The organism is Ruegeria sp. CG8, from assembly GCF_056537165.1.
The window spans coordinates 652,502-676,149 of sequence record NZ_JBQFRA010000001.1 but is presented as its reverse complement, the minus strand read 5'-3'; the positions used below and the strand labels follow the sequence as shown (position 1 = coordinate 676,149).

Annotated in this window: 24 protein-coding genes and 1 pseudogene; 7 read left to right on the top strand and 18 right to left on the bottom strand. The window is 54.1% G+C overall.

Annotated features, from left to right (window positions below):
* Positions 1–54: 54 nt before the first annotated feature.
* Genes ACR0EF_RS03320 through ACR0EF_RS03305 form a run of 4 tightly spaced genes read right to left on the bottom strand, consistent with a single transcriptional unit; the run spans position 55 to position 3,897 of the window.
* Entirely contained in the window at positions 55–1,110 is a 1,056-nt protein-coding gene (locus ACR0EF_RS03320) for an ABC transporter substrate-binding protein (protein ID WP_170371408.1), read from the bottom strand.
* Positions 1,107–2,222, bottom strand: coding sequence for an ABC transporter ATP-binding protein (locus ACR0EF_RS03315; protein WP_170371410.1), 1,116 nt, complete (start codon positions 2,220–2,222; stop codon positions 1,107–1,109). Before ACR0EF_RS03315 ends, ACR0EF_RS03320 begins: the two co-directional genes overlap by 4 nt.
* Positions 2,223–2,242: 20 nt before the next feature.
* Entirely contained in the window at positions 2,243–3,037 is a 795-nt protein-coding gene (locus tag ACR0EF_RS03310; RefSeq protein ID WP_170339925.1) for an ABC transporter permease, read from the bottom strand.
* Complete coding sequence (locus ACR0EF_RS03305; RefSeq protein WP_170339927.1) at positions 3,034–3,897, bottom strand: ABC transporter permease; 864 nt, start codon at positions 3,895–3,897, stop codon at positions 3,034–3,036. Before ACR0EF_RS03305 ends, ACR0EF_RS03310 begins: the two co-directional genes overlap by 4 nt.
* A gap of 191 nt (positions 3,898–4,088) precedes the next feature.
* Here ACR0EF_RS03305 and ACR0EF_RS03300 point away from each other — a divergent pair, with 191 nt between their 5' ends.
* Positions 4,089–4,730: a TetR family transcriptional regulator C-terminal domain-containing protein gene (locus ACR0EF_RS03300; protein ID WP_170339930.1), complete on the top strand. Its 642-nt coding sequence runs from the start codon at positions 4,089–4,091 to the stop codon at positions 4,728–4,730.
* A gap of 296 nt (positions 4,731–5,026) precedes the next feature.
* Here the strand turns inward: ACR0EF_RS03300 and ACR0EF_RS03295 are convergent.
* The 11 genes and pseudogenes from ACR0EF_RS03295 to ACR0EF_RS03245 all read right to left on the bottom strand — a co-directional run.
* Positions 5,027–5,278, bottom strand: a pseudogene (locus ACR0EF_RS03295) (IS6 family transposase); the annotation flags it as partial.
* Between the two features lie 255 nt (positions 5,279–5,533).
* Positions 5,534–6,664, bottom strand: coding sequence for a cytochrome-c peroxidase (locus tag ACR0EF_RS03290; protein ID WP_170371411.1), 1,131 nt, complete (start codon positions 6,662–6,664; stop codon positions 5,534–5,536).
* A complete protein-coding gene (locus ACR0EF_RS03285) occupies positions 6,661–7,038 on the bottom strand; it encodes a hypothetical protein (protein WP_170371413.1) in 378 nt (125 codons plus the stop codon). Before ACR0EF_RS03285 ends, ACR0EF_RS03290 begins: the two co-directional genes overlap by 4 nt.
* Positions 7,035–7,841 carry an amidohydrolase family protein gene (locus ACR0EF_RS03280; RefSeq protein ID WP_170371415.1) on the bottom strand — a complete coding sequence of 269 codons (807 nt, stop codon included), beginning with the start codon at positions 7,839–7,841 and terminating at the stop codon, positions 7,035–7,037. The genes ACR0EF_RS03285 and ACR0EF_RS03280 overlap by 4 nt, the downstream gene beginning before the upstream one ends.
* Positions 7,842–7,862: 21 nt before the next feature.
* Complete coding sequence (locus ACR0EF_RS03275) at positions 7,863–8,729, bottom strand: dioxygenase family protein (RefSeq protein ID WP_170371432.1); 867 nt, start codon at positions 8,727–8,729, stop codon at positions 7,863–7,865.
* A gap of 10 nt (positions 8,730–8,739) precedes the next feature.
* The gene (locus tag ACR0EF_RS03270; RefSeq protein WP_170371434.1) at positions 8,740–10,044 is read right to left on the bottom strand and encodes a TRAP transporter large permease; all 1,305 of its coding nucleotides are present in this window, start codon (positions 10,042–10,044) and stop codon (positions 8,740–8,742) included.
* Positions 10,041–10,592, bottom strand: coding sequence for a TRAP transporter small permease subunit (locus tag ACR0EF_RS03265; RefSeq protein ID WP_170363803.1), 552 nt, complete (start codon positions 10,590–10,592; stop codon positions 10,041–10,043). The genes ACR0EF_RS03270 and ACR0EF_RS03265 overlap by 4 nt, the downstream gene beginning before the upstream one ends.
* Positions 10,593–10,622: 30 nt before the next feature.
* A complete protein-coding gene (locus ACR0EF_RS03260; protein WP_170366813.1) occupies positions 10,623–11,696 on the bottom strand; it encodes a C4-dicarboxylate TRAP transporter substrate-binding protein in 1,074 nt (357 codons plus the stop codon).
* 34 nt (positions 11,697–11,730) lie between these two features.
* Positions 11,731–12,186, bottom strand: a complete 456-nt coding sequence (locus ACR0EF_RS03255) for an OsmC family protein (protein WP_170371436.1) — start codon at positions 12,184–12,186, stop codon at positions 11,731–11,733.
* An 18-nt stretch (positions 12,187–12,204) separates the two neighbouring features.
* Complete coding sequence (locus ACR0EF_RS03250; protein ID WP_170339949.1) at positions 12,205–12,870, bottom strand: malonic semialdehyde reductase; 666 nt, start codon at positions 12,868–12,870, stop codon at positions 12,205–12,207.
* Entirely contained in the window at positions 12,867–13,799 is a 933-nt protein-coding gene (locus ACR0EF_RS03245) for a fumarylacetoacetate hydrolase family protein (RefSeq protein ID WP_480771313.1), read from the bottom strand. Before ACR0EF_RS03245 ends, ACR0EF_RS03250 begins: the two co-directional genes overlap by 4 nt.
* 36 nt (positions 13,800–13,835) lie before the next feature.
* Here ACR0EF_RS03245 and ACR0EF_RS03240 point away from each other — a divergent pair, with 36 nt between their 5' ends.
* From ACR0EF_RS03240 to yghX, 5 genes are all read left to right on the top strand, one after another.
* On the top strand, positions 13,836–14,222 hold the full coding sequence (locus ACR0EF_RS03240) for a YciI family protein (protein ID WP_170371438.1): 387 nt from the start codon (positions 13,836–13,838) through the stop codon (positions 14,220–14,222).
* Between the two features lie 42 nt (positions 14,223–14,264).
* Entirely contained in the window at positions 14,265–14,930 is a 666-nt protein-coding gene (locus tag ACR0EF_RS03235; protein ID WP_170371440.1) for a GntR family transcriptional regulator, read from the top strand.
* A 1-nt stretch (position 14,931) separates the two neighbouring features.
* Complete coding sequence (locus tag ACR0EF_RS03230) at positions 14,932–16,230, top strand: malonyl-CoA decarboxylase (protein ID WP_170371442.1); 1,299 nt, start codon at positions 14,932–14,934, stop codon at positions 16,228–16,230.
* Complete coding sequence (locus ACR0EF_RS03225) at positions 16,227–17,750, top strand: malonate--CoA ligase (RefSeq protein WP_170371444.1); 1,524 nt, start codon at positions 16,227–16,229, stop codon at positions 17,748–17,750. Before ACR0EF_RS03230 ends, ACR0EF_RS03225 begins: the two co-directional genes overlap by 4 nt.
* Positions 17,751–17,839: 89 nt before the next feature.
* On the top strand, positions 17,840–18,730 hold the full coding sequence (yghX, locus tag ACR0EF_RS03220) for a YghX family hydrolase (protein ID WP_170339342.1): 891 nt from the start codon (positions 17,840–17,842) through the stop codon (positions 18,728–18,730).
* Between the two features lie 597 nt (positions 18,731–19,327).
* Here the strand turns inward: yghX and ACR0EF_RS03215 are convergent.
* Together ACR0EF_RS03215 and ACR0EF_RS03210 are read right to left on the bottom strand one after the other, a co-directional pair.
* Entirely contained in the window at positions 19,328–19,816 is a 489-nt protein-coding gene (locus tag ACR0EF_RS03215; RefSeq protein WP_170340103.1) for a CHAP domain-containing protein, read from the bottom strand.
* Between the two features lie 345 nt (positions 19,817–20,161).
* Positions 20,162–20,665 (bottom strand): hypothetical protein, encoded by a 504-nt coding sequence (locus tag ACR0EF_RS03210; protein ID WP_170371446.1) that lies wholly within the window; start codon positions 20,663–20,665, stop codon positions 20,162–20,164.
* Between the two features lie 225 nt (positions 20,666–20,890).
* On the opposite strand from ACR0EF_RS03210, the gene ACR0EF_RS03205 reads away from it, so the two are divergent.
* Positions 20,891–22,165, top strand: coding sequence for an adenylate/guanylate cyclase domain-containing protein (locus ACR0EF_RS03205; RefSeq protein WP_170339966.1), 1,275 nt, complete (start codon positions 20,891–20,893; stop codon positions 22,163–22,165).
* Between the two features lie 248 nt (positions 22,166–22,413).
* Here ACR0EF_RS03205 and ACR0EF_RS03200 read toward each other — a convergent pair whose 3' ends face one another.
* Positions 22,414–23,646: an alpha/beta hydrolase family protein gene (locus tag ACR0EF_RS03200; protein ID WP_170371448.1), complete on the bottom strand. Its 1,233-nt coding sequence runs from the start codon at positions 23,644–23,646 to the stop codon at positions 22,414–22,416.
* Between the last annotated feature and the right edge of the window lie 2 nt (positions 23,647–23,648).

Genomic DNA, 23,648 nt, shown 5'->3' with positions numbered 1-23,648 from the left:
GAATGGAAGGGTTTCTACATCCCCACCATTCCCGGCTGTGTTGTAAGAGCGCCCTTAGAAGCCCGCTTTAATGCGCTCGAATTCCTTCAACATCTTGGCCTCCAACTCGGGGTTAACGGCGTCGAAGAACAAGCTGCCTTCAAAGAAGCTGTCCACATCCGAGAACCCGTAAGTTTCGATCAACTCCGGGTCTGCCTTTGCAAAAGCGTCTTCATTGGCGTGGGCGTACCCCCAACTTTCAATGATGTACTTCCCACTTGCCGCGGAGCTGAGCGCGTTCAGCATGTCATAGACCTGCTCATCCGACTGCTTCGCAGATTTCAGATGTACATAACCGCAGACCCAGGTCGCGATGCCTTTGTCCACATCACGCATCATGACCGCTGGGGTTTCGTTCCAGATCAGGTTCAGTTCCGATTGGTTCCATCCCCAACCCAGCGTGACCTCACCGCTGGCAATTGCCTGATCCAGTTGGCCGGCATCGGACCAATAAAACCGCACGTTCGGATGAACCGCGCGCAGATAGTCCGCCGCTTTTTGGAATTCCTCGTCACTCATATCGGTATAGCTGGAGGCGCCGGTTGCCAAGGCTGCCATTGCAAAGGCACTGGAAGCGGCGTCCGGAATGGCGACTTTGCCCTGATAGGCGGGATCTGCAAGCAATTGCAGCGAAACATCATCCGCCGAAATCATATCGGTGCGATAGATCAGGCCAGTGTTGCCCCACTCAAACGGCACCATGTAGGTCTGCCCATCGATCGTGATGCCATCGACCTCTTTGATCTTGGGCATCAACTTGTCCCAATTCTCCAGCTTGCTGGTGTCGATTGGCTTGATCAAATCTGCCGCCACCCATTTCCTCAGAGCATCTGTGCAAGGGTGAGCCAAATCGGCTTCAAACCCGGACTGAAGCTTGGTGAACGCTTCTTCCACGCTGCCAAAATAGGTGTAGCTGGGCGCCCCACCGTACTTTTCGACATAATCGCCGTAGAAACCCTGATCCTCATATCCGGACCAGTCAAAAACGGTCAGGTCAGCGGCGTTCGCCAGAGCTTGGCCCGCGGTAAAGGTGGCAACTACGGCTGCCGTAAGTGATGCTGTTTTAATCATTGTTCTCCTCCCAAAGATTCACGCTTACCCAAATCAATCACCGAGGCGCTTTGAACGCCAAGCCAGACGGTATCGCCGCGCGTGTGGTCGACCGTGTGAAAGTAGTTTGGTACTGCGACGGCGATGCTGTCTTTCAGACCGTCGACGCGCACATAGTAGTGGACACTCTCACCATAAAAGGCGACGTCCGAAACCTCGCCCTGAACAAGAGCATCGTAGCCATCCGGTTCTTCCGAGCTGATTTCCAGTTGCTCAGGCCGAACCCCGACAAGGAGTTCCTTGTCATGTACCTGGACGTTGGGGTTCACCCCGATTTCCATCTTTCCAAAGCCCTTGACGTTGACTTCGAGCGTTTCAGAATTCTCCGAAGTCACTTCGGCATCCAGAAAGTTCATTCCACCGATGAAAGAAGCCACTTCCCGGTTGCAGGGTTGGGAATACAGGACCTCTGGCTTATCCACCTGCTTGAGCTGCCCGGCGAACATGACGCCGATGCGGTCGGACATGGTCATCGCCTCGTACTGGTCATGCGTGACCATGACGAAAGTAATTCCAAGCTTCTGTTGAAGGCGTCGCATCTCCAACTGCATCGTTTCGCGCAGGTTTTTGTCCAACGCAGACAACGGTTCATCCAATAGCAATACCTTGGGCCGCATAACGAGTGCCCGGGCGAGTGCCACACGTTGCCGCTGACCTCCCGACAATTCGTTGGCTTTTCGGTCCTGCAGGCCGCCAAGCTCGACCATTTCAAGCGCCTCGGCAACACGCTCTTTGATTTCCCTCCGAGACAGCTTTGTCTTGCGCAATCCGAAGCCAACATTGTCGCCAACGTTCAGGTGCGGAAAGATCGCATAACTTTGGAACACCATATTTGTAGGGCGCTTATTGGCAGGCACCTCTCCCATCGTTCGACCATCGATCCGGATCTCGCCTTCTTCGTGATCCTGAAAGCCCGCGATGATGCGCAAAGCCGTTGTCTTGCCGCAGCCTGAAGGGCCAAGCAACGAAAAGAACTCACCTTCTTTCAAGGTCAGGTTCAGATCGGACACAGCCACAAAGGAACCAAAGCGTTTTTCTACGCCCCGAATTTCGATGATGTTCTGTTCGCTCATCTTACTTGCTTCCTTTGGCTTCAATCTGAGGACTGGATGGAACGGCGGCGGAAATATTCGGCAATCAACAGCAGCAGGACCGATGACAGTAAAAGCAGCGACCCCAGTGCCAACGTGTTGGGCAGTTTTGCCGGGAAGCGGATCTGGCTCCAGATATAAACCGGCAGTGTTGGGCTGTTTCCGGATAGGAAAAAGGCCAAGACGAACTCGTCAAACGACACTGTAAAGGTGACCAACAGGCTGGCAATGATACCCGGCGCGACGATTGGCAGGGTAACACGTCGAAACGTTCCAACAACGCTTTCACCAAGATCGAACGCGGCCTCCTCCAAAGACTGGTCGAAATCGTCAAACGCAGACTTCATGATCGACACGGAAAAGGGCAGCGCCACAAACACATGCCCAAGGATCACGGTGGTCAGCGATGGTTTCAGCCCGATGCTGATAAACAGAACCAGCATTGAACTGGCAACGATGATGCCGGGAATGACCAGTGGAAGCATGACCAGTCCCTCGGACAACTCACGCCCAGTGAAGCGATAACGGACATAGGCGCGAGCTGCAAAGAGACCCAGAGAAGTTGCCATCACGGCTGTCACGCTGCCGACGATCAGCGAATTCACCATGGCTTGCAATAGCGTGTCTTGCTGACCCAACTGCGCGTACCATTTCAACGTGAAACCTTTGAGCGGGAACGCCACGATGGTTCCGTCATTGAACGAAAACAGCGGCAACAGCAAAACCGGCAGATAGAGAAACACCAGGTAGGCAATCGCGTAAACCAGCAACCATGAGATGCGAAATACCCTGGTCATCTGATCCTCCGACCCAATGCGGTGACGACCACCACGAACAGGATCGCAACGCAGCCGACCGAAAGCATGGCGAGAAGAGACAAGGTTGCACCCAATGGCCAGTTGTTGGCGGCGCCAAACTGCACCTGGATCAAGTTCGCGACCATTTTACCCTGAGATCCACCGACCAAGGCCGGAGTGACGTAATCGCCGACGGTTGGGATGAAAATGATCAGGCAGGCCGCGATGATCCCCGGCACCGTCAGAGGCAGTGTCACACGTACAAAGCGCTCCAACTTACTGCAGCCAAGGTCTGTTGCGGCCTCCAAAAGGCTGCGGTCAATCTTTTGTAGCGATACATAGATCGGCAGGATGGCAAAAGGTGCCCAGGCGTGGGCGAGCGTAAGGACCACCGCAAACTCATTGTAGAGAAGAAATGTCAGTGGTTCTTGTATCAAACCCAATGAAATCAGCGCCGAGTTCAACACCCCGTTGAAACCAAGAATGAGTTTCCAACTGAACACGCGCAGAAGGTAGCTGCTCCAAAAAGGAATAGTGATCAGCAACAGCCAGAGGGTCTTTTTTTGCGTACGAAAAGCAATGAAGTAGGCAATCGGATAGGCCAGACAAACCGTTGCCAATGTCACCGCACCCGCAATTGCAACCGAACGGATCATTAGGTGTCGAACCAAGGGGTCAGTAAACGCCTCTTGGTAGTTCGCCCAAGTCAATGTCCGGTCAATCTGGACATATGTCTGGGTCCAAAAACTGTAGGCGACAAGAATACAGAGCGGTACGGCTACAAGCAGCCCCACGTAGAGCGTCGCAGGCGCGCTAAGTGCCAGGCCCTTGCCCGTCTCACTTCGTAGTACTCCTGCCATGCTTCCCTGCTGAATGTCGTTTTCGATGCTGCGACAACAGTCGATCACAAAATGGACAATCGTCCATTTAAATCTGGGATTTTTGCACTAGTTGTGTCAACTGATTATTTCAACATCGGGGCTGGCCGACTTCGCATCGGCCACTAGACGCCACCGCAAGAGACTGAAAACAAATAGAGCCGCCTAATCATATGACTGGAAGACGACAAGAAATACGCGAACGAAATCGCCTTTCTCTGATCGAGGCCGTACTCGACTCGGTGGCAGAGAAAGGGATTTCCGAGACCTCAGTCAGCGAAATCATCCAACGCGCAAATCTGTCCCGCGGAATGATTCATCTTCATTTTGGTGGTAAGGACAACTTGGTCGACGAAGCCGCCCGCTATTCATCCGAACAATACTACAACGGCATTTATGACTTGTTGAAAGCGACCGGGCAAACCGGACAGGAACATATTGAGATGATTGTTCGGGGCGACTTGAGTGAAACCATCCTCAACAAGAAAAACGTCTCCATTTGGTACGCATTTCGAGGCGAGGCCCGAAACAGAGCAGCAATCGCTGCGTTTTCAGATACCCGCGACGCCAAGCTTCGGAACTTGGTTTTCAACGCTTTCGCTCGAATTGCAAAAGAAACTGGGACGGAACACCCTAATCAAGTTGCCAGGGACGCCACACACGGCACACTCGCAATGCTCGAAGGCATGTGGACTGACTACCTACTCCACCCGGATTCATTTGACCGCGACGAAGCAATGAGAATTGTCTTCCGGTTTCTGCGTGCAATGTTCCCAAAGCACTTTGACCTGAATGGCGCAGTGTTGTCTGAGTAGAGATCGCGAAAGGTTTCCTGTCTGGCTATTGTAGAGGTGGGCAATCCCATCTTTCAGTCAACATCATGGAAGCAGAGAGATGAATGGACCGCGGCGGATTTAAGTAAACTTTGCACGCTTCGGAAAAGCTGCCTCAGTCTGCATATCGCGCTTTCTCTGATCGAGGCAGAGCGGCACAGCGCACGGTACTACCCACAGAAACCCGTGGCAAGAAAACAGTGGCGAAAGTCGGGAATGGGTGGCGGTGCTGTCAGACGAAGTCGAACCAGTCTCAGTTTACCGCGGGAACCACGAACCTATCCGGAACAAAGTTGACTCCACTCGCAACGACCGGCGAGGCGGATCAGCCTGAAGGGGCTTGGGCTGGTTAGCGATCTTTCCTAGTTGAAGTGGTCAAATACAGAGGATTTGAAGACGGCGAATTTCTGTAGATTTCGCATGTGTTTGAAACGCTGTAACGCGAGGTCGAGTCGTAGAAACGGCAGGTGGGAGTTCTCGAGGCGGTCATTGAGCCACCTGCCCGTTTGCCGTTTGTTAAAAGCGACCAACCCAATTGCCTTAGTGCAGCCTTTTAGCATGCGAAGCGACCAGTGACGAAAGTTTTTGTGGGCAGGCGCTGGAGCAAGACGATATTTTACTCGGGAACGGCCCGACCAAAGTAGGCAACAAGGGGTTCGGCATAGATCATTCGGGCGACTGCAACGACCTTGTTTTGTTGGCCACACTCTCTGACGTGGAAAGGGGGTCAGCAAAATGCGACGTGCCGCATAACTCAGGCGGCACTTTGGCTGAATTGGAGTATCTCAAGGCCATGCAACGCCGGACAAAGTCTCCAAAAACATAATGAGATCAGCGATCTCCTGCTCGGACAAGCTCAGTTCTGAGAGCATGGCCTCACCGTCGGCATGCAGCCTTTCGGTATCAAGCTCGCTGTAGTGCCGGACCACCGCGTCCAAGTCGATCAAACTGCCGTCGTGCATATAGGGCGGAGTTTCAGCCACACCCCGCAAACTTGGCGTACGAAAGGTCCCAAAATCAGAATGACGCCTATGCACACTGCGAACCGCCCACGCACCTTGCTTGGCGGGATCGTCGTTCCATTCCCCGTCCAGTGTGTAGACGCTTGAAAATAGGAAGTTCAACCCGCCGAACCGTCCTTCATCGACTTCGGTTTCGCTTAGGAAGTAAGGCACACCGGCGTCGTGAAATTCATTGTTGGAAAATGCCGGGCCATTGTGGCAAAGGGCACATTTCCCGCGCCCCAGAAAGAGCTTTAGACCTCTCTGAGCAGCTTCGGGATAGTTCGCAGCCGCCAACAGATCTCCGCGTTCCAGCGCATCGCGGAAACTGTCAAATTGTGTCCGCTCGGTTCTAAGCGTCTCCAAATAGGCTGATAGAGACTTGGCCGTGTTGACCAGGACCAACTCCGGGTCTTGACTTCGGATATTGCCGAAAATGGACTCAAAATCAGCAACATAAGAACTCTCGGAAATTGCCGCCTTTAGACTTTCGCTGCTGTGAGCCATCTCTTGTTCTTCGATGATCGGATGCAGACTTGCTGCCCAGAGACTATCGCTCTTGCCACCCCAACCGTACCAGCGCAGACTCGCAAGGTTTCTCAGGGATGGGGTGTTCCGATCCAACCTGACACGGCCGAGCGCCCGTGCCTCGGATGTTGCAAATGCCTGTTCGGGGTCGTGACAACTCGCGCAAGAAAAAGCGCCGTCTACCGACAGCACCGGATCGTTGAACAAAGCCGCGCCGAGCGAAATAGCTCTTGTGTCACCTGAAACGCGGTTGCTGGGGTCTGGCTGGTATGTTGGCGGCCACGGCCCGAAGGAAAGCGTTTGCTGTATTTCCTCTTCGGACAATAGAATTTCTGAGTGTACCGCAACCGGAAGCGTCAATAGCGCGGTTAAAGCCCAGAACTTCATTTGAGCGTAATCTCTGATGTGTAGGACAGCGATCGCCCTCCGATGTGAACGTCAGCTTGCAGCTCCCAAAGTCCCGGCATGTGAAACAGCAAGTCATCGACCTGGAACATTCCATCGCCCATTGCCGAAACTTCGGGAACGTAATTCAAACCGTGCTGATGAGCGGGCATGATTGCATCAACACGCACCTCATGTGGTGTTGCTTCACTGCAGACTGAAATCAGAACGGAAAACGGTTGGGCCAACGAAATTTCGCTGACACCCAAATAAACCGCAGGCGCATCTGGGGCTTCCGACCCCATGCGTTGCCCCACAGCGTTACAAGCAATTGCTGCGCCCGGTGAAGCAAGAAGCCAGGCAACCCAGCGGATCATTCTGATGCCAGCAAACGTTCAGCGTTGGCATAGGCGATGTTGTCTGCGATCCGATCCGGCAGCAGGTCCAGCCATTCACGCGAAAAATCTGCGTGCGGGCCAACATAGTACCAACGTTCAGGCGCAAATGTGTCCGTCCCAACCATGAACCGTTCGGGATGCGCCTCGAACGCGGCCTTCCAATCCGGGTCTAAACGGCCGCGTGAAACCATATCCGACCGAAAAGCCAAGTCCGCCCAAAGCCTGGGATAAGTGTCCAAAGCGTCAGACACGCTGGCCGGGTCGTCAAAGCCAGAATGCGCCCACAAAACCCGCGCCTCCGGCCAAGTCTCGAAGATCAGGTCAACTGCCTCTCGATCACCGTGGTGGTGTAGAATGAGGTTCCGCTCTTTGGCCAGTGCAATCATACGCTGGATGACCGGCGTTTTGATATCGTCGCCGTAAGCGTGAAACTCGCCGATAGCTTCGTAGTCGTTTTTGGCCAGGTTTTCCTCCAGATAGTCAATTACAGTTCCATCGTGCATCCAGGTATTGATTTCACCGCGACGACGGTACGGGCGCAACGCTGGAACGACGATGTCCGGTGCCGCGGCCAACAACAGCTGAGTGCCATTGTCGTCTGAGCTGGAAACTAGCGCTTTCCGCACGCCCGCATCCCGAAGGATTTTAGCCACCTGTTCTGGTGGCACCAGTTCGACGGCGTCGTGGCTGTAATGAATATGCGCGTCGAAGATGGGCCGCTCTTGTGCGATGGCAGCACTGCAAAACAGGGCAGCGCCCAAAATGAAGATACGTTTCAGCACCTCAAGCCTCCTATCTATCAATCAGTCCTTGGCAAGCGTCACGTCGAAATTCACATGCAAGAAAGGTTCATTGATCTTACCAGAAAGCTCCATGCCATCAGGAAATTCAGAAGCTGGGCGTTCAACATATGTCATCACCAGATCGTCGCGCACGCCAAACACCGTGTCTTCATCCAGATAGGGATCATCGTCGGGAAATATCTCGGTCACCAAAGTGCGATAATCGGGAGCCTTGACGATGTAATGCAGGTGCGACGGTCGCCAGGGATGGCGACCACAGGCTCGCAGAATGTCTCCGACTGGCCCATCAGATGGCACCGTATATTCAACTGGTTTGACTGTGGTGAAAGCGTAACGGCCATCTGAGCCGACCGTCATCAGACCATGGAATGAAAAGGTGTCTTGCTCTTCGTCCTGGCTTGCGTAAAGGCCGTTTGGCGCCGTTTGCCAGATATCCAGCTCTGCACCGGCGATCGGGTTGCCTTCGGTATCCCGGATCACGCCTTCAGCAAGAAGGACCGGCCCGCCGTAGTGACGTTTCATATCGCCACCGATCGGCAGCGGGGGTGCGCCAGAGACGTGAAACGGCCCCAACACAGACGAACTGGTCGCGTCAGGGCTGGAATGCAGCATGTCAACCAATGACGACAGGCCCAACACGTCCGAGGCGAGCACGAATTCATGCCTATCCTCGGTTTCCACCGCGGCGCAGCCTTCCAGAAACGCAATCCCAGCCCGCCACTCGTCATGCGTCAGGTTGGTTTCCCGAGCGAAATCATGCAGGTGTTTAACTAGGGAGCCCATGATTTCGCGCATCCGTGGATCGGAGTCTTTGGACAGGTACCCCATGAAGACGTCAGTGATATTGTCTTTGGTGACAGAGCGCATCTTGGCCTCCTTAAATCAGGGCAAGGCTGAGGATCGGGAACTCGATCAGAATGAACAGAACGATCAGCATCACGAACGCAAAGGGAAGTGCGCCCATGAACACGTCTTTGAGTGATATGCGGTCATCGTTGATCGTAGATTTGATAACGAAGCAGGATATGCCCAAAGGCGGTGTCAAAAGCCCGATTTCGGCTCCGACCACGGTGATAATGCCGAACCAGATCAGCGACATATCCAGCGCCTCGGCCATAGGTAGAAACAACGGAACAACGATTAGAATGATCGACGCCGTGTCGAGCAATGTTCCCAGAAACAGCATCAACAGAACATAGAGCAGCATGATCGACCAAAAGGACGCGGAATTCCCCGCGAGCAGATCCTGCAGTTGATTGGGCAGCCCGGCCAGTCCCAGCATGCGGCTGTAGATTGAAGCGGCTGTGATCAGGAACAGGATCGCCGCCGTGATGTGACCGGTTTCCAGCAATGCGTCCCAGAATGCGCGTGGAGACATCGATTTGCGGGCAACCGCTATGATTAGCGCAACGAAAGCCCCGGCGGCCCCTGCTTCTACTGCCGTCAACCAACCCGTGTAGATACCACCAAGCACGATTGTAATGATGAACAGTGTCGGCAGTGTCTTGGAGGCGATCTCGCGTCCTGACATCCACTCGGTGTCTTCAACAGCACGACCACCGACGAAAGCTGGGGTGAAGCGCCCCATGACCCAAATCGCGCCGACATAAGCGATTGCCAGCATAATCCCTGGAATGACCCCCGCCAGGAACATATCCCCAACGGATTGTTCGGCCACGAAGGAATAGATGATCAGCATTGCCGACGGCGGGATGATCATCCCCAAGACCGAAGACCCGGCTACAACCCCAACCGCAAAACGTGGATTATATGCCTGCGCCATCATCTGCGGGACCGAGACTTTGGTGAACACTGATGCGGACGCAATGGACGACCCGGTAACGGCCGCGAACACTGCATTTGCTCCGACGGTCGCCATTCCGATACCGCCTTTGACCTTGCGAAATCGCATGGTCATGACCTCGTAAATATCCTTGCCTAGTCCCGCTTTTGAAACGATGAGCCCCATAAAGGTAAACAGCGGGATGGTCGCAAAACTATACTCCATCGCGCTATCGCCAACCGCCACTTTCAACAGGTTGAGCGCAAGCGTGAAGTTGTCCCGCATCAGCCAGATCGACACGAACGAGACCACGCCCAGAGCGATAGGAATGTAAACGCCCGCGTAAATCAGAAAGACGATGGCGATGACCGAGATCAGGCCAATCTCGATCGGGGTCATTCTGCAGCCTCGTCATGCTCTGGGGTGCGGACAAGTTGCGGGCGGTCCTGCGCCGTGACGACCTTGAGCAGGAAGATCACGCAGGCAAGCGCAGTACCGCACGCGATGACCAGTTTGACCGGCCACCAAGGCAATGTGAAAAGACCGGGCACTCCGAAGTAGTCCTGTGTCTCCCACATATGAAGAAATTCCGGGAAGGTTACATAAGCGATCAGGGCCATGAAGATTGCGGAAATCGCGTTGATGATGCGCCTCAGGTTGGCTGTCAGACCGGGGCGACGATGGTGTAGCAGGTTCAAAAACCCGTCCGAGCGCGTCAATCGATCCACTCTGACCACATCGGCCAGCTGCAGGAACACGATCATCACGACCGAGAATTGCACCATCTCGTAGGTTCCGCGCAGTGGGGCCGAAAACAGGCCCCGCGCAATGACGTCAACATTCAGAATGACCACCAACGCCAGGACGACAAGCGTACCCAATGCGTTGGCGGCGATTGCAAGCGAATTGGCGACCCGCGACAAGCCAGCAACTGCGGTCTTCAGCATGAAAGGCCCCTTTCGTGGATCGCCAGCCAGTTATTTGGCCGTCCAGTCACGAACTCCGGTGAAACCCGCGTCCTGCAGCTTGCCGAGGTAAGCGGCCAAAATCGCGTCGCCTTGTTCTCCGTTTTCATTCAGGGTGGCTGCCCATTCCTGTGCGACATTCGGCATGGCGTTGGCCCAAGCCGCTCGTTCTTCGTCCGAAACTTCGACAATCGTTCCGCCGGCTTCGGTATAGGCATCCCTTGAGGCCGCGGCACGGTCCATAGCGATACCGGCCACATGATCACGGTAGTCGATGGCGACGGCCTTAAGAACGTCTTTGACTTCGTCCGGCAACTTTGCCCAATAGTCAGAATTCACTGTTATCGTCTTGGAATTCACCGCACCCAAGTCAGCTTTGAGCATGTAAGGAGCTACTTCGGCGATCTTGAATGTTTTGGCAGCCTCGGGCCAAAGCATCGCACAATCGACCAGGCCAGTTTGAAGCATATTGTAGAAATCGGTTAGGCCACCACGTACCCCGGCCGCGTCTTTGATGCCTTCAAGATATCTGAGGTTCAGTCCAGCTCCGGCCACTTTTCGGCCTTCCAGATCTGAAACAGCCGAAACCGGCTCTGTACAGAAAACCTGATAGGTATCGAGCACGACACCAGTTGCCAGGTAAACCTGGTTCTGCGCGGCAAACTCATTTTGCATCGCCGGGAACTCACGCGCGATTTCATCCACGGCTTTGGCCACAGCACGGGCGTCGGATGCAACGAAGGGCGTCGAACCCGAGATACCCTGACTGGGAAGCTTTGAAGAATGGAAGATCGTTGTGACGATCCCAATATCTCCAAGGCCAAGCTGGACACCTTCCAAAACACCCTTCGGCTTGACGATCGAACCGCCATAGTTCTCTTGCCAATTCATCCTGTAGTTACCGGACTCAGCCAGCCGCTTGTCCACTTCTGGAATGAAGAAATTGGTGAATTCCTTCACCCATAGGGCCCGATCTGGGTACCCATCAATCACAACGGCTGAAATGGTCTCTTCCGCCTTGGCAGGCATCGCCATGACGCTTGCCACAGCAGCCGCAACAAGGCTGCGTTTGGTCCAGTTTTTCATTTCTCTCCTCCCAGAAAGTCGGGTCTATTGACTTTTAGCTGCTTGTTTTGACCCAGTTGACGGTCAGGTCAGTGCCTGCCGCTTCGAACAGCTTTGCGATGGCACAGTATTTGGCCGTTTCCTCACCCACGCGTGTCAGCTCCTCCTGACTGGCGGGTGTTTCACAATTTACGGTGAGTACGATTTCCGGAAACGGAACATCGATCTCTTCTTCCATTAGGACGCCGCGCCGATCCAACCTGCATTTCGCGTCTATCGTCACTGTGCCAAGATCAATTCCCAAACGGTGCGCATTCTTGTGCCCAATGACGTTGGTGCAGGCGATCAGCGCTGCCATCGCGGTTTCGGTCGGAGACGGGCCAAGATTTGTTCCGCCCCGTTCGACCGGTTCGTCGACGACAACCTCCAAATCACGAATGGGAATTTCGGTACGCGCGTGCGTCGGGCATTGAGCTGTCGTGCGGTACGTGACAACAGGTTTCACTTTCATGGCCACTGGGTCACCTCCTCATGCATAAGAGCAAACCTTTTCGAATGGGAAGCGAGGCAGCTTGTGAAACAGTCCCGTTTCATCTGCGTAGCCCAGATTGCACAAAAAGTTCGACTTGAGCGTTGTTCCTGCAAAGAACTCCTCGTCGACGATCTTGTTCGAAAAGCCGGACATAGCACCGACATCCAACCCTACCGCTCGGGCGGCGATCATGAAGTAAGCGCCCTGAAGCGTTCCATTGCGAAACGCTGTATCGGCTACATATTCGGGATTGTTCTCAAACAATGGCCGTCGGTCTTCGTGCGGGAAAAGAAAAGGCAATTCCTTCCAGAAGTCCATGTCATAGGCAATGATCGCCGTGACCGGCGCATCCATCATTTTTGGAACGTTCTTTGGCTTCAACGACTTGGCAAGCCGCTCTTTTCCTTCGGCACTTTTCACGAAAACGAAGCGGGCGGGCAGCGTATTCATGCTGGTCGCGCCGTTGATCGTGATGTCATAAATCTCTTCGAGCAGATCGTCAGAAACTGGCTGGTCGGTCCACGCATAGTGAGACCTGGACTCGCGAAGGATCAAGGCAATTGCATCGTCGGACAAACGCGGAATGCGCTCGCGCAGATCACGATGATCTTGCTGCGCCTTGGCGCGAAGTGCTTCCAGCTCTGCCCCGGTTGGTGCGGTCATGCTGCGGCCACCTTGGACTTGGCGTCTTTTTCGTCAATGACTGGGCTGGCGCAAATTCCAATGCCTTCAATCTCGACCTCAACGGTTTCGCCGGGCTTCAACCAACGGGGGTTGGGCTTTTTGGCGTGTCCCACACCAGGCGGCGTGCCCAGCGCAATCAGATCCCCCGGCTCCAAAGTGGTATATTCCGAAATCGTCGCAATTACCTGCCGGACACCCCAAATCATATTGGCCGTATTCGAGCTTTGCAGGATTTCATCGCCCACACGGCTTTCGATCTTCAGACCTGATGCCCCTTCCGGCAACTCATCCGGCGTCACGGTGAAAGGACCGATCGCGCCCGTGTCATCAAAGTTTTTGCCGGGCGTCCACTGAACGGTTTTGCGCTGATAGTCCCGCAGCGAACCATCGTTGAATACAGTGTAGCCAAAGACATAATCCAGCGCGTCCTGCTCCGAGATATGGCGGCCGCGTTTTCCAACGATCAGCATAAGCTCGGCTTCGTAGTCGAGTTTTTCCGAACACGCAGGCCGCACCATAGGCTGGCCCGCCGCCATGATCGAATTCTTACCGCGCATGAACAGCGTTGGATATTCGGGGATGTCGTAGCCGCCCTCTTTGATGTGATCCGTATAGTTCAAACCCATACAAATGATCGTGCCGGGTGACGCCACGGGCAACGCCGGTGTGACTGAGGATAACGGCACACTATCTGCCGAGGTGATTTTTTCAACCAGCGAGTCGGCCAGGCCAGGCTTGCTGATCAAACCCATCAAGTCGGAACCGACGGCAGGGTCCAAAGCCGTTAGATTCACTGCGTTTTCACCGTTCACGGCAAAAACCGCTGTGCCTTCCGAAGTCTCTCCCACCAGGTATTTCATTGTCACCTTCCATGTTAGCTTGCTTGATTTTTGCCGACTATTTTGCAATATGTCAAATAATATCGATTTTCTTGGAGGCCGCGAATGGTTGCTTGGGCAGACTACAAATCAGAAGCAAAAAGCCGCGGTGCGCTTGCGTTGGAGCTTTACGTCGCGCTGAGCACGCCAGCCAAAGCGCCCGAAGATGTAAAAGCTTCATTGCCAGATCACCTGGCGTATCAGGCGCAGCTTGAACATTCGGGGCAACTGGCTTTTGCAGGCCCCATGTCGGATGAAACCGGCGAGCATATGCAGGGGATTGGCCTCATCATCTATAGGGCCGACAGTCTCGAAGCCGCCCGAAAGCTGGCAGAAGATGACCCGATGCACAAAAGCGGGGCACGCAGCTTTGTAATGCGGCGATGGTTGGTAAACGAGGGCTCGCTGAACATCACAATCAGGCTATCGACTGGAACGAGAACGCTCAGCTAAGAGCTCCCAGCAGACTGCACCACGTAGAAGGGAATGCCAGACATGGAAGCCATGCTTGATACCGAGGTTAAAGAGACATCCGCCACTCATGGTGCGTATCGAAAGCTGCGCGAAATGATCCTGACTGGCGAGCTGCCGCCCGGCCAAAAGCTCAAGATCGAACAGCTCCGTGGGCTCCTTGAGACCGGCGCAAGCCCGGTTCGCGAAGCTCTAAGCCTTTTGACATCGGATATGTTGGTGGAACGAATTGACCAGCGCGGATTCAGGGCTGCACCAGTAAGCAAATGCAACTTCGAGGAAATCCTTATGTTGCGATGCGGTCTTGAAGAAACCGCGTTGCGCAAGTCCATCGCCAATGCAGACTCAGCCTGGGAAGACAGGCTTGTTTTGCGGCACCACCATATGAAAAAGGCGAGCCAAAAAGGGGAACACGACTTTGAAGACGCACACAAGGCGTTTCACATGGCCTTGTTGGACAATGCGAGGCTTCCTTTACTCTTGCGGTATTGCTCGCAGCTCTACGACCTGAACATCCGCTATCGATATCTGGCGGCTGGCGGGTCGAGTTACAAAAAGCGCGATATCAACGCAGAGCATCAGGAAATACTGGACGCAGCACTGGATCGCGATGCAGATAGCGCAACGCGGCATTTGATCGATCATTACCGTCGAACCGGTGAGTATCTGAGCAGTCAGATGGAGTCGTGAAATGCAGCGGAACTGGTTTCTGGGCGATTTGCTTGATCAGCTGTTCGACCGCCCCGGCAAAAAGCGGGGCAAGGATGACAAGCGATCCATATCAGAGCTATGTGAAGCACTCTTGTCTGCGGAAGGTGAAGTATCAGGTTTCGCACTCGCATCAACGATACTGGATCGATACCAGACCTTGGACGACCCGGAAAAACTGGACTTCTTCGCTTATTTGAATGACCAGCTTGAGTTAGACGCGGATCAACTGTCTGAGACGGCGCGTCGTTATGCCGAGTGTAGAAGTGTCGATCTTTATAAAAGGCTTAGCGAGGCGGCCGAACCCAAACGGCAAGAATTGCTGCGCCGTCTGAATCAACCGTCCGGCGCGACGCAAGAGCTTGTGGCAATGCGCGTTGACCTGCTGCGTTATCTCAAATCCAACCCCGAACTCAAGCGCACAGATGTAGATTTCGTGCATTTACTGCGAAGCTGGTTCAACCGGGGTTTTCTGGTCCTCAAACAAATCAGCTGGGATACACCAGCCCGCGTTCTGGACAAGATCGTCGCGTATGAGGCCGTCCATCAGATTCATGATCTGGACGACTTGCGGCGCCGGCTTTTCCCACCCGACCGTCGCTGTTTTGCATTTTTTCATCCCTCAATGCCGGATGAGCCGCTGATTTTTGTCGAAGTTGCTTTGACGACTGAGATTCCGAACGCGATTGATGTGCTTTTGTTCGAAGGTCGAGAACCGATCGAACCAGAACAGGCCAAAATCGCCGCATTCTACTCAATTTCAAACTGCCAGAGGGGTTTAACGGGTATCAGCTTTGGAAACCTGCTGATCAAACAGGTTGTGACCGAACTTTCGCGAGAGCTTCCGGGCCTCGACACATTTGTGACCTTGTCTCCGATACCCGGTATGAACCGGTGGTTAGCTGGCGAAACAGGACATCCCGAGCATGGCCATGCTGCCGAAGCCGTACTTGCGGGAACAGCCCCTCCGCAGGACGTGCGGGCGATGGCCGCCCGATACCTGTTACAAGCCAAGCGCGAGGATGGGATGCCGCTGGACCCTGTGGCCCGCTTTCACCTGGGCAATGGCGCCGAGCTTCACGAACTGCATGCCGGGGCCGATCCGTCACAGAACGGACGATCCCAATCCGGCGGCGCAATGGTCAATTACCTCTACGACTTGAAAAAGACTGAACGTCACCACGAAGACTTTGTGACGCACGCCACAATCGAAACCTCGCGTTCCGTGCGCGCGGCTTCAACCGCAGTACTTGCGGCCAGACCAGAGGAAAATCCAGCGTGACTAACACACTTTATGACAGCTTGTTTGCCCACCACGTGGGAAACGAGGCTCCGTTCCTGCTACTCGATGACGGAAAGGTAGTGTCATATGACGCGTTTCTGAAACGCGCTGCGCAGATCGCGCATGTTTTGCAGAACAGCGGAGTTTCTCCTGGCGACCGCATCGTTGTGCAGGCCCCAAAGTTGGCCGATACGATTGCACTCTATGCCGCTTCGGTTCAGACAGGTGCTGTCTATTTGCCGCTAAACACTGCTTACACAATGGCAGAATTGGACTACTTCGCATCTGACGCCCTGCCTGCGGTGATCGTCTGCGACGACAAAGACGAAGCTGAGATCAAAAAATTGGCGGATCAGTATGGCGCAAGGCTGCTTACCCTTGGCGGTGAAAAATCAAGCTTAAGCCGCCAAGCTGACACGCAGCCGCGCGAGTTTGAAACCGTTGATCGCGCCCCGGACGACCTTGCGGCCTTGCTTTATACGTCGGGAACCACGGGTCGCTCTAAGGGCGCAATGTTGAGCCACCAGAACCTTTTGACCAATGCACAAGCTCTCGCGAATTTGTGGGGTATCACAAAAAACGATCGCTTGGTTCACGCGTTGCCGATCTTTCACACGCACGGGCTTTTTGTGGCGATGAACACGTCACTAGTCGCCGGGTCCGAAGTTCGGCTGATGGAAAAATTCGACATTGGAATGATCTTGGAGGAATTACCGCATTCAACCCTTCTAATGGGCGTCCCAACTTTCTACACTCGATTGCTGGCAGATGACGGTTTCACCAAAGAGACGGCGGCGAACATGCGGTTGTTCGTGTCGGGCTCTGCCCCATTGCTGGCCGAAACCCATCAGGCGTTCGAAGCGCGCACAGGCCACCGCATCCTGGAGCGCTACGGTATGACCGAGACAAACATGAACACCTCGAACCCTTATACTGGCGAACGTCGCGCAGGAACTGTTGGCATGGCATTGCCCGGCATCGAGGTGATCGTCACTGATCCTGAAACCGGTGAGCAACTGCCCAGAGGGGCGGTTGGAATGATCGAGATACGCGGCCCTAATGTTTTCCAAGGCTATTGGCAGATGCCCGAAAAAACCGCTGCAGAACTTCGCGAGAATGGGTTCTTTATCACCGGGGATCTGGGCAAATACAGCGAGGATGGCTACCTGTCGATTGTAGGTCGTTCAAAAGACCTCATCATTACTGGCGGTTACAACGTCTACCCCAAGGAAATCGAAGACGTTTTAAACGACATCGATGGCGTACTGGAGTCGGCAGTCTTTGGCGTCCCTGACAACGACTTCGGGGAAGAGATCATTGCCGCTCTGGTTGCTGAGCCAGGCGTAGAACTCGACACGGATCAGATTGCATCAATCATCAGGGAAAGGCTGTCGCGCTTCAAACATCCGCGTCGCTACGAACTCGTCCAAGAGTTGCCACGAAACACCATGGGAAAAGTCCAAAAGAACGTTCTGCGCGATCAGCACACGAAGAAGGAACCCGCTACGGCAATATCTTAGCCGACCTGCCTAGAACTTCGAACAAACCATAACCCTTTGAACTGATAGTATCCCACGGATTGAATCGCCACCTCATCAGGAGATTGACCATGACTCGCATGACAGCAAAAGACTTCGATCAGGAACTGCTGGATCTGTACGACTATTATGCGCACGGAAAGATCACCAAACGCCAATTTCTGGACCGCGCCGGAAAATTCGCGGTTGGCGGCTTAACGGCTGCCGCGTTATTGAACATGCTCAGCCCGAACTATGCGCTGGCACAGCAGGTGTCGTTCAACGATCCCGATATCCACGCAGACTACATAACCTACCCCTCTCCGAACGGAACGGGTGATGTCCGAGGCTACCTTGTTCGTCCCGCTGGTGTGGAAGAACCCCTGCCCGGGGTGCTCGTGATACACGAAAACCGCGGTCTGAATCCCTACATCGAAGATGTGGCGCGACGCTTGGCGAAAGCAGGCTTTATGGCACTGGCTCCTGACGGCCTAACGTCGGTTGGCGGATACCCCGGCAACGACGCAGATGGGCGCGAGTTGCAGAAGACAGTCGACCGGGTCGAGCTGATGAATGACTTCTTCAATGGCTTCGAATACCTGTTGAACCGGGAAGACTGTACTGGGAAAGTTGGCGCTGTAGGTTTCTGCTATGGCGGTGGTGTGGTCAGCGCAATTGCCGTGGCCTACCCCGAATTGGCAGCCGGCGTGCCATTCTACGGCCGCCAACCGGCCTCCGAGGATGTGGCTAGAATTCAGGCACCGCTACTGATTCAGATGGGAGAGCTTGATGAACGCATCAACGCAGGTTGGCCGGAGTTCGAAGCTGCGCTGCAATCCAACAATAAGGTTTACGAGGCCTACATCTACGAGAATGCCAACCACGGCTTTCATAACGACAGTACGCCTCGGTATGACGAGGAAATGGCAAACTTGGCCTGGGACCGCACCATTGATTGGTTTGACACCTACCTAAAGTCCTGAACTGAGTTCGCGGAATGGCGAAGCGACGGCAAAAAATCTGTCGTCGCTTCGGTGTTCAAAAACTTCGAGAGAGCGTCATCAAACAAACTCAAAGCATTCTCGGCCAGCCCCAAATAGCTGCCTTTTTGCTGCACCAAGCTCGCGCCATTCGCCGAGGGTAGCGTTGCATGTCAGCTTCAAGGTGTCTCGATTGGTAAGAGATTGCTAAAGGTTGAAGTGATTTTAGAGGGCGGAGTGAACGGCCGCGAGCTTTTGCAATTTTGCATCCGACTTACTGGCTGCATAGTAATACGAGAACGGTTGTTTTGGTCCGTGACCCGGTCATACCGGATCGCAATCTCGCTGCGTTCTGCCTGAACGTCCGCATTTTCCTCTGTCATGCAGCGGGTGATTTTCGGCGATGCGGTGGGTAATTTTGCTGCGAGCGCTCGCTGCGTAAATTCTTCACTTCCACGGAGGGCTCGATGCGGTCACTCGCTCTACCGCCACAATTATCCGATTTGCGGACTTTTTCCGTCACTGGCCCGCGTGAACTACTGAGCCGCTTGTGACCCATCCGTCGGATACGCACAGTGTGCGGTTCACAATTGAATTAAGTTATTCCCCAACATTGGGATAAATGAACCCGTTCACCGGGTAGAAGCTGCCATACCGGCCCGGATGACTTTCAACTCGGACCAATGTCCAATCATTGTTTTTGGATACATCCTTGACGCCCATTTTCAATGATACCTTGTTGCGGTGCCAGTTTGCGTGGTTCACGATGACTTCTCTGTCAGTGACGACATCGGATACGACAGCCACGTGACCAAGCGGCATCCCTCGGGTTGCTCGAAATGACATGACCGCACCAACAACCGGTTCATTGCCTCGCTCAAAAGTATTGCGCGCCTTGCCCCACCAGTCCTTGGCGTTTCCGCGAATTTCGATACCGCTGAGGTTACGTGCGTAGGGTACGCACCATACCCTTTGCCCTCGAGCTTGTTTTTGAGAGACCTCGCGCAACGCCATGGCCTGACGTTCTGGATCGAGATCCGCGCCGCTTGGGGCCTGAGCGCAGGCAGAAACAAGAGCAAAAAGCCCCATCGCAAACGCAGCGCGAGCAGTACCGTGCAGGCACGGCCGTTTCTTATTCGCTTTGCTGTCGCTGTTCTTCAAGACATTACATTGACGGTTTGAGGGGTCGGATAGTTTTAAGGCGATCTAATGGGTAATGAAAAGAGCCCAGCCGGATCCCCGGCAGAAATTTGCCAGTTGATATTCATCCTCGAAAGGACGAGCGCGAAACTTTGCAAAGTCAACTTTCTGCGCACAGCCGCCGTCGGTCGATCGCGCAGCATCGGTCACTTGGGGCTCACATCCTCTGTTCGCTGCGTCTTCACTGAGTGACTACTTTGCGGACGAAGTGGCTAGCCTCGGACAACTTCTGAATTAGCCCGAAACATCCATCGAGTAGAAATAGGTCGCACAAATAGTCTGGTCATCAACGCTTGTAGGCGCTGCCGCACCCGTAAACATCGCGATGCCGAGATAGTCGAACCCAGAACTTTCTTCGTTCCAGGCCGCCATAAATGTGATTGGCTGGTCTCCACAAAGCGTGTTTCCCTGACGCAACGGTCCGACGTCACCTGATACCCGGAATACCTGAGCAAAAGGCACGTCACCAGACGCGCCCCAATTACCTGAACTCTTGGCGTCATGAACCTCGAGATCAAGAGAAGCGCCGGTCTCGAAGACTATCCGCTTGGTAGACAAGATTACTGGCCCGGTAATCGCCATTGCCGTTTCGCTGGAAGGATTGAAGGCCTTGGAATCCTCAAAGAGCGGTTGGGAAGATGCAGCACCGCCCATTACCCCCATAGTTATTTGCAGCATCAGGTTCGATCGACGCATTTGATTCTCCATTGTGCGAAGCGGGCTGACAACCTTAAACATGCTTTTGCTTTGTCGTCGAATGCAGCCGAGAGACCAAGCCAATCGTTGTCTATGCTGAGCACGCGATCAAGGTCTGAGGAGGGCTCGAACCTGACGTTCGTCTGAAAATCGTGAGCGTACGCGTGTGAGAATTTGCAAACCCATTGCAAGAGAAATGAGAGTTCGAAGACAAACCCAATGACATGAGCCTCCGGCTGTAACAAGATGGTGGCAGAGGTGTACGTTATGGCGGATGTTTTCGACCGCATTGCAGATTGGTTGCAGAAGCTGGCCTTTTTTGATGCCGACCTTGGCGGGCTAGTCGAGCAGCTAAGTCACAGGCTGATCGATGGTGGCGTGCCGGTTTCGCGTGTTTCCTTGGGCCGCCTGATGATGCACCCTGTAATTGGATTGCTCGACGCAACATGGGATGCTTCCAACCATCGAATTGAATGGACTGTTCTTCCACGAAGCTCGGTGACAACTGATCTCTTCGACAAAGCACCCTTCGGAGAGAACTCGAAATTGGCCAATGAGATAGCGAAACAGCACTTCAACAAGGAAGTCTGGGACTTGGCGGACGACCTTACGAACGGCTCGATCAAGTTTCCTTTCATGCGAGCAGATCTGACTGACGAAGCGACCCGTGACAGATTTCCGCTATTCCAAAAACTCGCTGAGGCAGGTGTCACCGACTACGTCGTATTCAGTGCACCATTCGGCAATCGTACCGTTGTATTTGACGGCAAGGTCGAGTGGGCTTTGGGGGCGTCAGTCTCTTTTGCTACAAAGCGTCGTTCTGGTTTCACAGACCGTGAGGTAGATGGTCTGTCGCGACTGTCTCTACCTTTGCTTGGTACAGCGCGTGTTCTGTCAGAGCAGTTCCTGGCAGCTGAGTTGATGGAGGTTTACTTGGGCAAGGTGTCCGGTCGATCTGTATTGAACGGTCAAATAGCCCGGGGAGATGTCAGCAAAATTGACTGCGCTCTATTGTTCAGTGACATACACGGGTCTACGGCTTTGAGCCAGCGCCTGTCACCGGAAAAATATGTCGCGACCGTCAACCAATTCTTCGACTGCGTCGGCGGGGCGGTACACGACCACGGCGGAGAGGTTCTGAAATTCGTTGGCGATGGGTTGCTTGCGATCTTTCCTTTTGATGGCCAACGAAGACTACCCGAAGACATGTGCGAAGCTGCCCTGTCGGCGGCGCGAGAAGCGTTCCAAAGGCATAAAGAGCTTGATCCATCAGACCGTGCTGAGTTTGGGATTGGTTTGCACACTGGCGCGGCTGTGTACGGGAATGTTGGCACTGAAAAGCGCTTGGATTTTACGGTAACCGGCACATCAGTTGCGATAGTCAGCAGGTTAGAGAGCTTGACGCGAAAACTGGATGCGCGGCTTTTGGCAACTGGCGACTTTGTCAGCCTGGTATCTGAAGAGCCGCATAAATTGGGGCGGCATTCATTGCGGAGTTTTGATGAAGACTTAGAGGTCTTTTCCTACGGAATTGTCACGTAAAGCTCAATTGCATGAGCCTTTTGCAAACATGCTTTGATGTGCGTTTTGAGGCGCGGGCACTAGAATGACAACGGTCTGCTTCGGGCTCGTAGCGGTTTTCCCGCAAGACTCAGTGTTTGGCTTCTCGGCAGACAGAAGCCGCAATTCCAATCATATCGGTAAAACTTGCTTCCAGACAGAAACGGAAATTCACCGAAGCATCCGGCAAAAAACGCGGAGATAACAGGGTCGCAGTCCAATTCATTGTTTCAACGTTGATCCTGGAGGCGCCGGATGTAGTCGCTGACGATCTCTTCCCAGAGTATCGGCCACCACAATACCCAATGACCTTTGTTGTAGCCAGGAACGGCCACGATATGAGTCTCACTATTGGCACCCATCGCTTCCATTGCGGTGAGGTTGGATAGGGAATGCTCGATGCTGTAGAACATGTCATCTTCCCCATAGATGGAAAGCACCGGCCCATCGAATGTTCCAATACGTCGAAAGAGCGTCGGATTGATTTGAGGATCACCGTAGCCCTCTGCCATCCAACCCCCAACGAAGTTGATCACACCAGCGGTGTTTCCCGGATCGTCGCCGGCCTGCATAAGGGCAACAATGCCCCCGCGCGAGAAACCAATCAGTAGAACCGATCCATCACTCACATCCGGTCGTTCCTGCAACGCATGCAGCGCTGCTTTTGCATCCATCAGCGCACGTTCCGCCCCTGCCAAAGATAGCCGGGCCTCCGTCGAATAGCCCTCGGTCCGATCTTCAGCAAAGCCCTCGTCATACAATCCGTCGGACCCACCCCGACCGCGGCGCTGTGGGAACGCAGCGATCCAACCGTGTGAGTTCAGAACGTCCGCAAGCCAGTCGTTGGAAAAGAACCGATTAAAAGCCTGCGGATCGGTTCCAGAGCCGGTTGAGCCGTGATGAACGAGAGCCAGCGGGAAAGGCCCATCACCAGGAGGTCGATAGATAGCCACAGCAAGCTCGACTGTTGCGCCGTCCTCTCGGAGTTCCGTCGTAAGGAAGTCTCGCGTTCCAACCTCAAACCACTGGCGGGTCGCCGTCGCGAGGACTTCTGAGAGGGTTTGTCGCTCGAGTATTGCGACGCGGTCCTCGGTTGGATAGATGCCCCGCAGTCGCCCCGTACCCGAAATTGAATAGCGCGCCCCGAAGTCATTGTCGGTGAACACCAACGTGCTTCCGTCTAAACGTGCTTTGCTCCGGAACCAGTTTCCGCGGCCATGCTGGCCACGTCCGACCGAGTAAACAACATTGAACAACCCATCCTCATCTCGGCTTTCGACGACGAGGATATGACTTCTCCGAGAGTCCCATCTCCCCGCCCAAATTCCAAGAAAAGGAGAATCTAGCGTTACATCAATTGCAATGTCGACGGGAAGCGGCGCGTCCCCGATGAGAAAGGAGTCTTGCGCAAAAGACTGAGTGGCCAAGACAACGAGTGTTGCGATGGCAAGAGAAAAACGCATGA

Coding starts and splice junctions, on each gene's coding strand:
- ACR0EF_RS03315 (WP_170371410.1), bottom strand. CDS start 2,222: ATGAGCGAACAGAACATCATCGAAATTCGGGGCGTAGAAAAACGCTTT.
- ACR0EF_RS03285 (WP_170371413.1), bottom strand. CDS start 7,038: ATGATCCGCTGGGTTGCCTGGCTTCTTGCTTCACCGGGCGCAGCAATT.
- ACR0EF_RS03290 (WP_170371411.1), bottom strand. CDS start 6,664: ATGAAGTTCTGGGCTTTAACCGCGCTATTGACGCTTCCGGTTGCGGTA.
- ACR0EF_RS03240 (WP_170371438.1), top strand. CDS start 13,836: ATGGTTGCTTGGGCAGACTACAAATCAGAAGCAAAAAGCCGCGGTGCG.
- ACR0EF_RS03300 (WP_170339930.1), top strand. CDS start 4,089: ATGACTGGAAGACGACAAGAAATACGCGAACGAAATCGCCTTTCTCTG.
- ACR0EF_RS03275 (WP_170371432.1), bottom strand. CDS start 8,729: ATGCGCTCTGTCACCAAAGACAATATCACTGACGTCTTCATGGGGTAC.
- ACR0EF_RS03205 (WP_170339966.1), top strand. CDS start 20,891: ATGGCGGATGTTTTCGACCGCATTGCAGATTGGTTGCAGAAGCTGGCC.
- ACR0EF_RS03250 (WP_170339949.1), bottom strand. CDS start 12,870: ATGACCGCACCAACCGGGGCAGAGCTGGAAGCACTTCGCGCCAAGGCG.
- ACR0EF_RS03320 (WP_170371408.1), bottom strand. CDS start 1,110: ATGATTAAAACAGCATCACTTACGGCAGCCGTAGTTGCCACCTTTACC.
- ACR0EF_RS03210 (WP_170371446.1), bottom strand. CDS start 20,665: ATGTTTAAGGTTGTCAGCCCGCTTCGCACAATGGAGAATCAAATGCGT.
- ACR0EF_RS03255 (WP_170371436.1), bottom strand. CDS start 12,186: ATGAAAGTGAAACCTGTTGTCACGTACCGCACGACAGCTCAATGCCCG.
- ACR0EF_RS03310 (WP_170339925.1), bottom strand. CDS start 3,037: ATGACCAGGGTATTTCGCATCTCATGGTTGCTGGTTTACGCGATTGCC.
- ACR0EF_RS03270 (WP_170371434.1), bottom strand. CDS start 10,044: ATGACCCCGATCGAGATTGGCCTGATCTCGGTCATCGCCATCGTCTTT.
- yghX (WP_170339342.1), top strand. CDS start 17,840: ATGACTCGCATGACAGCAAAAGACTTCGATCAGGAACTGCTGGATCTG.
- ACR0EF_RS03200 (WP_170371448.1), bottom strand. CDS start 23,646: ATGCGTTTTTCTCTTGCCATCGCAACACTCGTTGTCTTGGCCACTCAG.
- ACR0EF_RS03215 (WP_170340103.1), bottom strand. CDS start 19,816: ATGGGGCTTTTTGCTCTTGTTTCTGCCTGCGCTCAGGCCCCAAGCGGC.
- ACR0EF_RS03265 (WP_170363803.1), bottom strand. CDS start 10,592: ATGCTGAAGACCGCAGTTGCTGGCTTGTCGCGGGTCGCCAATTCGCTT.
- ACR0EF_RS03260 (WP_170366813.1), bottom strand. CDS start 11,696: ATGAAAAACTGGACCAAACGCAGCCTTGTTGCGGCTGCTGTGGCAAGC.
- ACR0EF_RS03305 (WP_170339927.1), bottom strand. CDS start 3,897: ATGGCAGGAGTACTACGAAGTGAGACGGGCAAGGGCCTGGCACTTAGC.
- ACR0EF_RS03230 (WP_170371442.1), top strand. CDS start 14,932: ATGCAGCGGAACTGGTTTCTGGGCGATTTGCTTGATCAGCTGTTCGAC.
- ACR0EF_RS03235 (WP_170371440.1), top strand. CDS start 14,265: ATGGAAGCCATGCTTGATACCGAGGTTAAAGAGACATCCGCCACTCAT.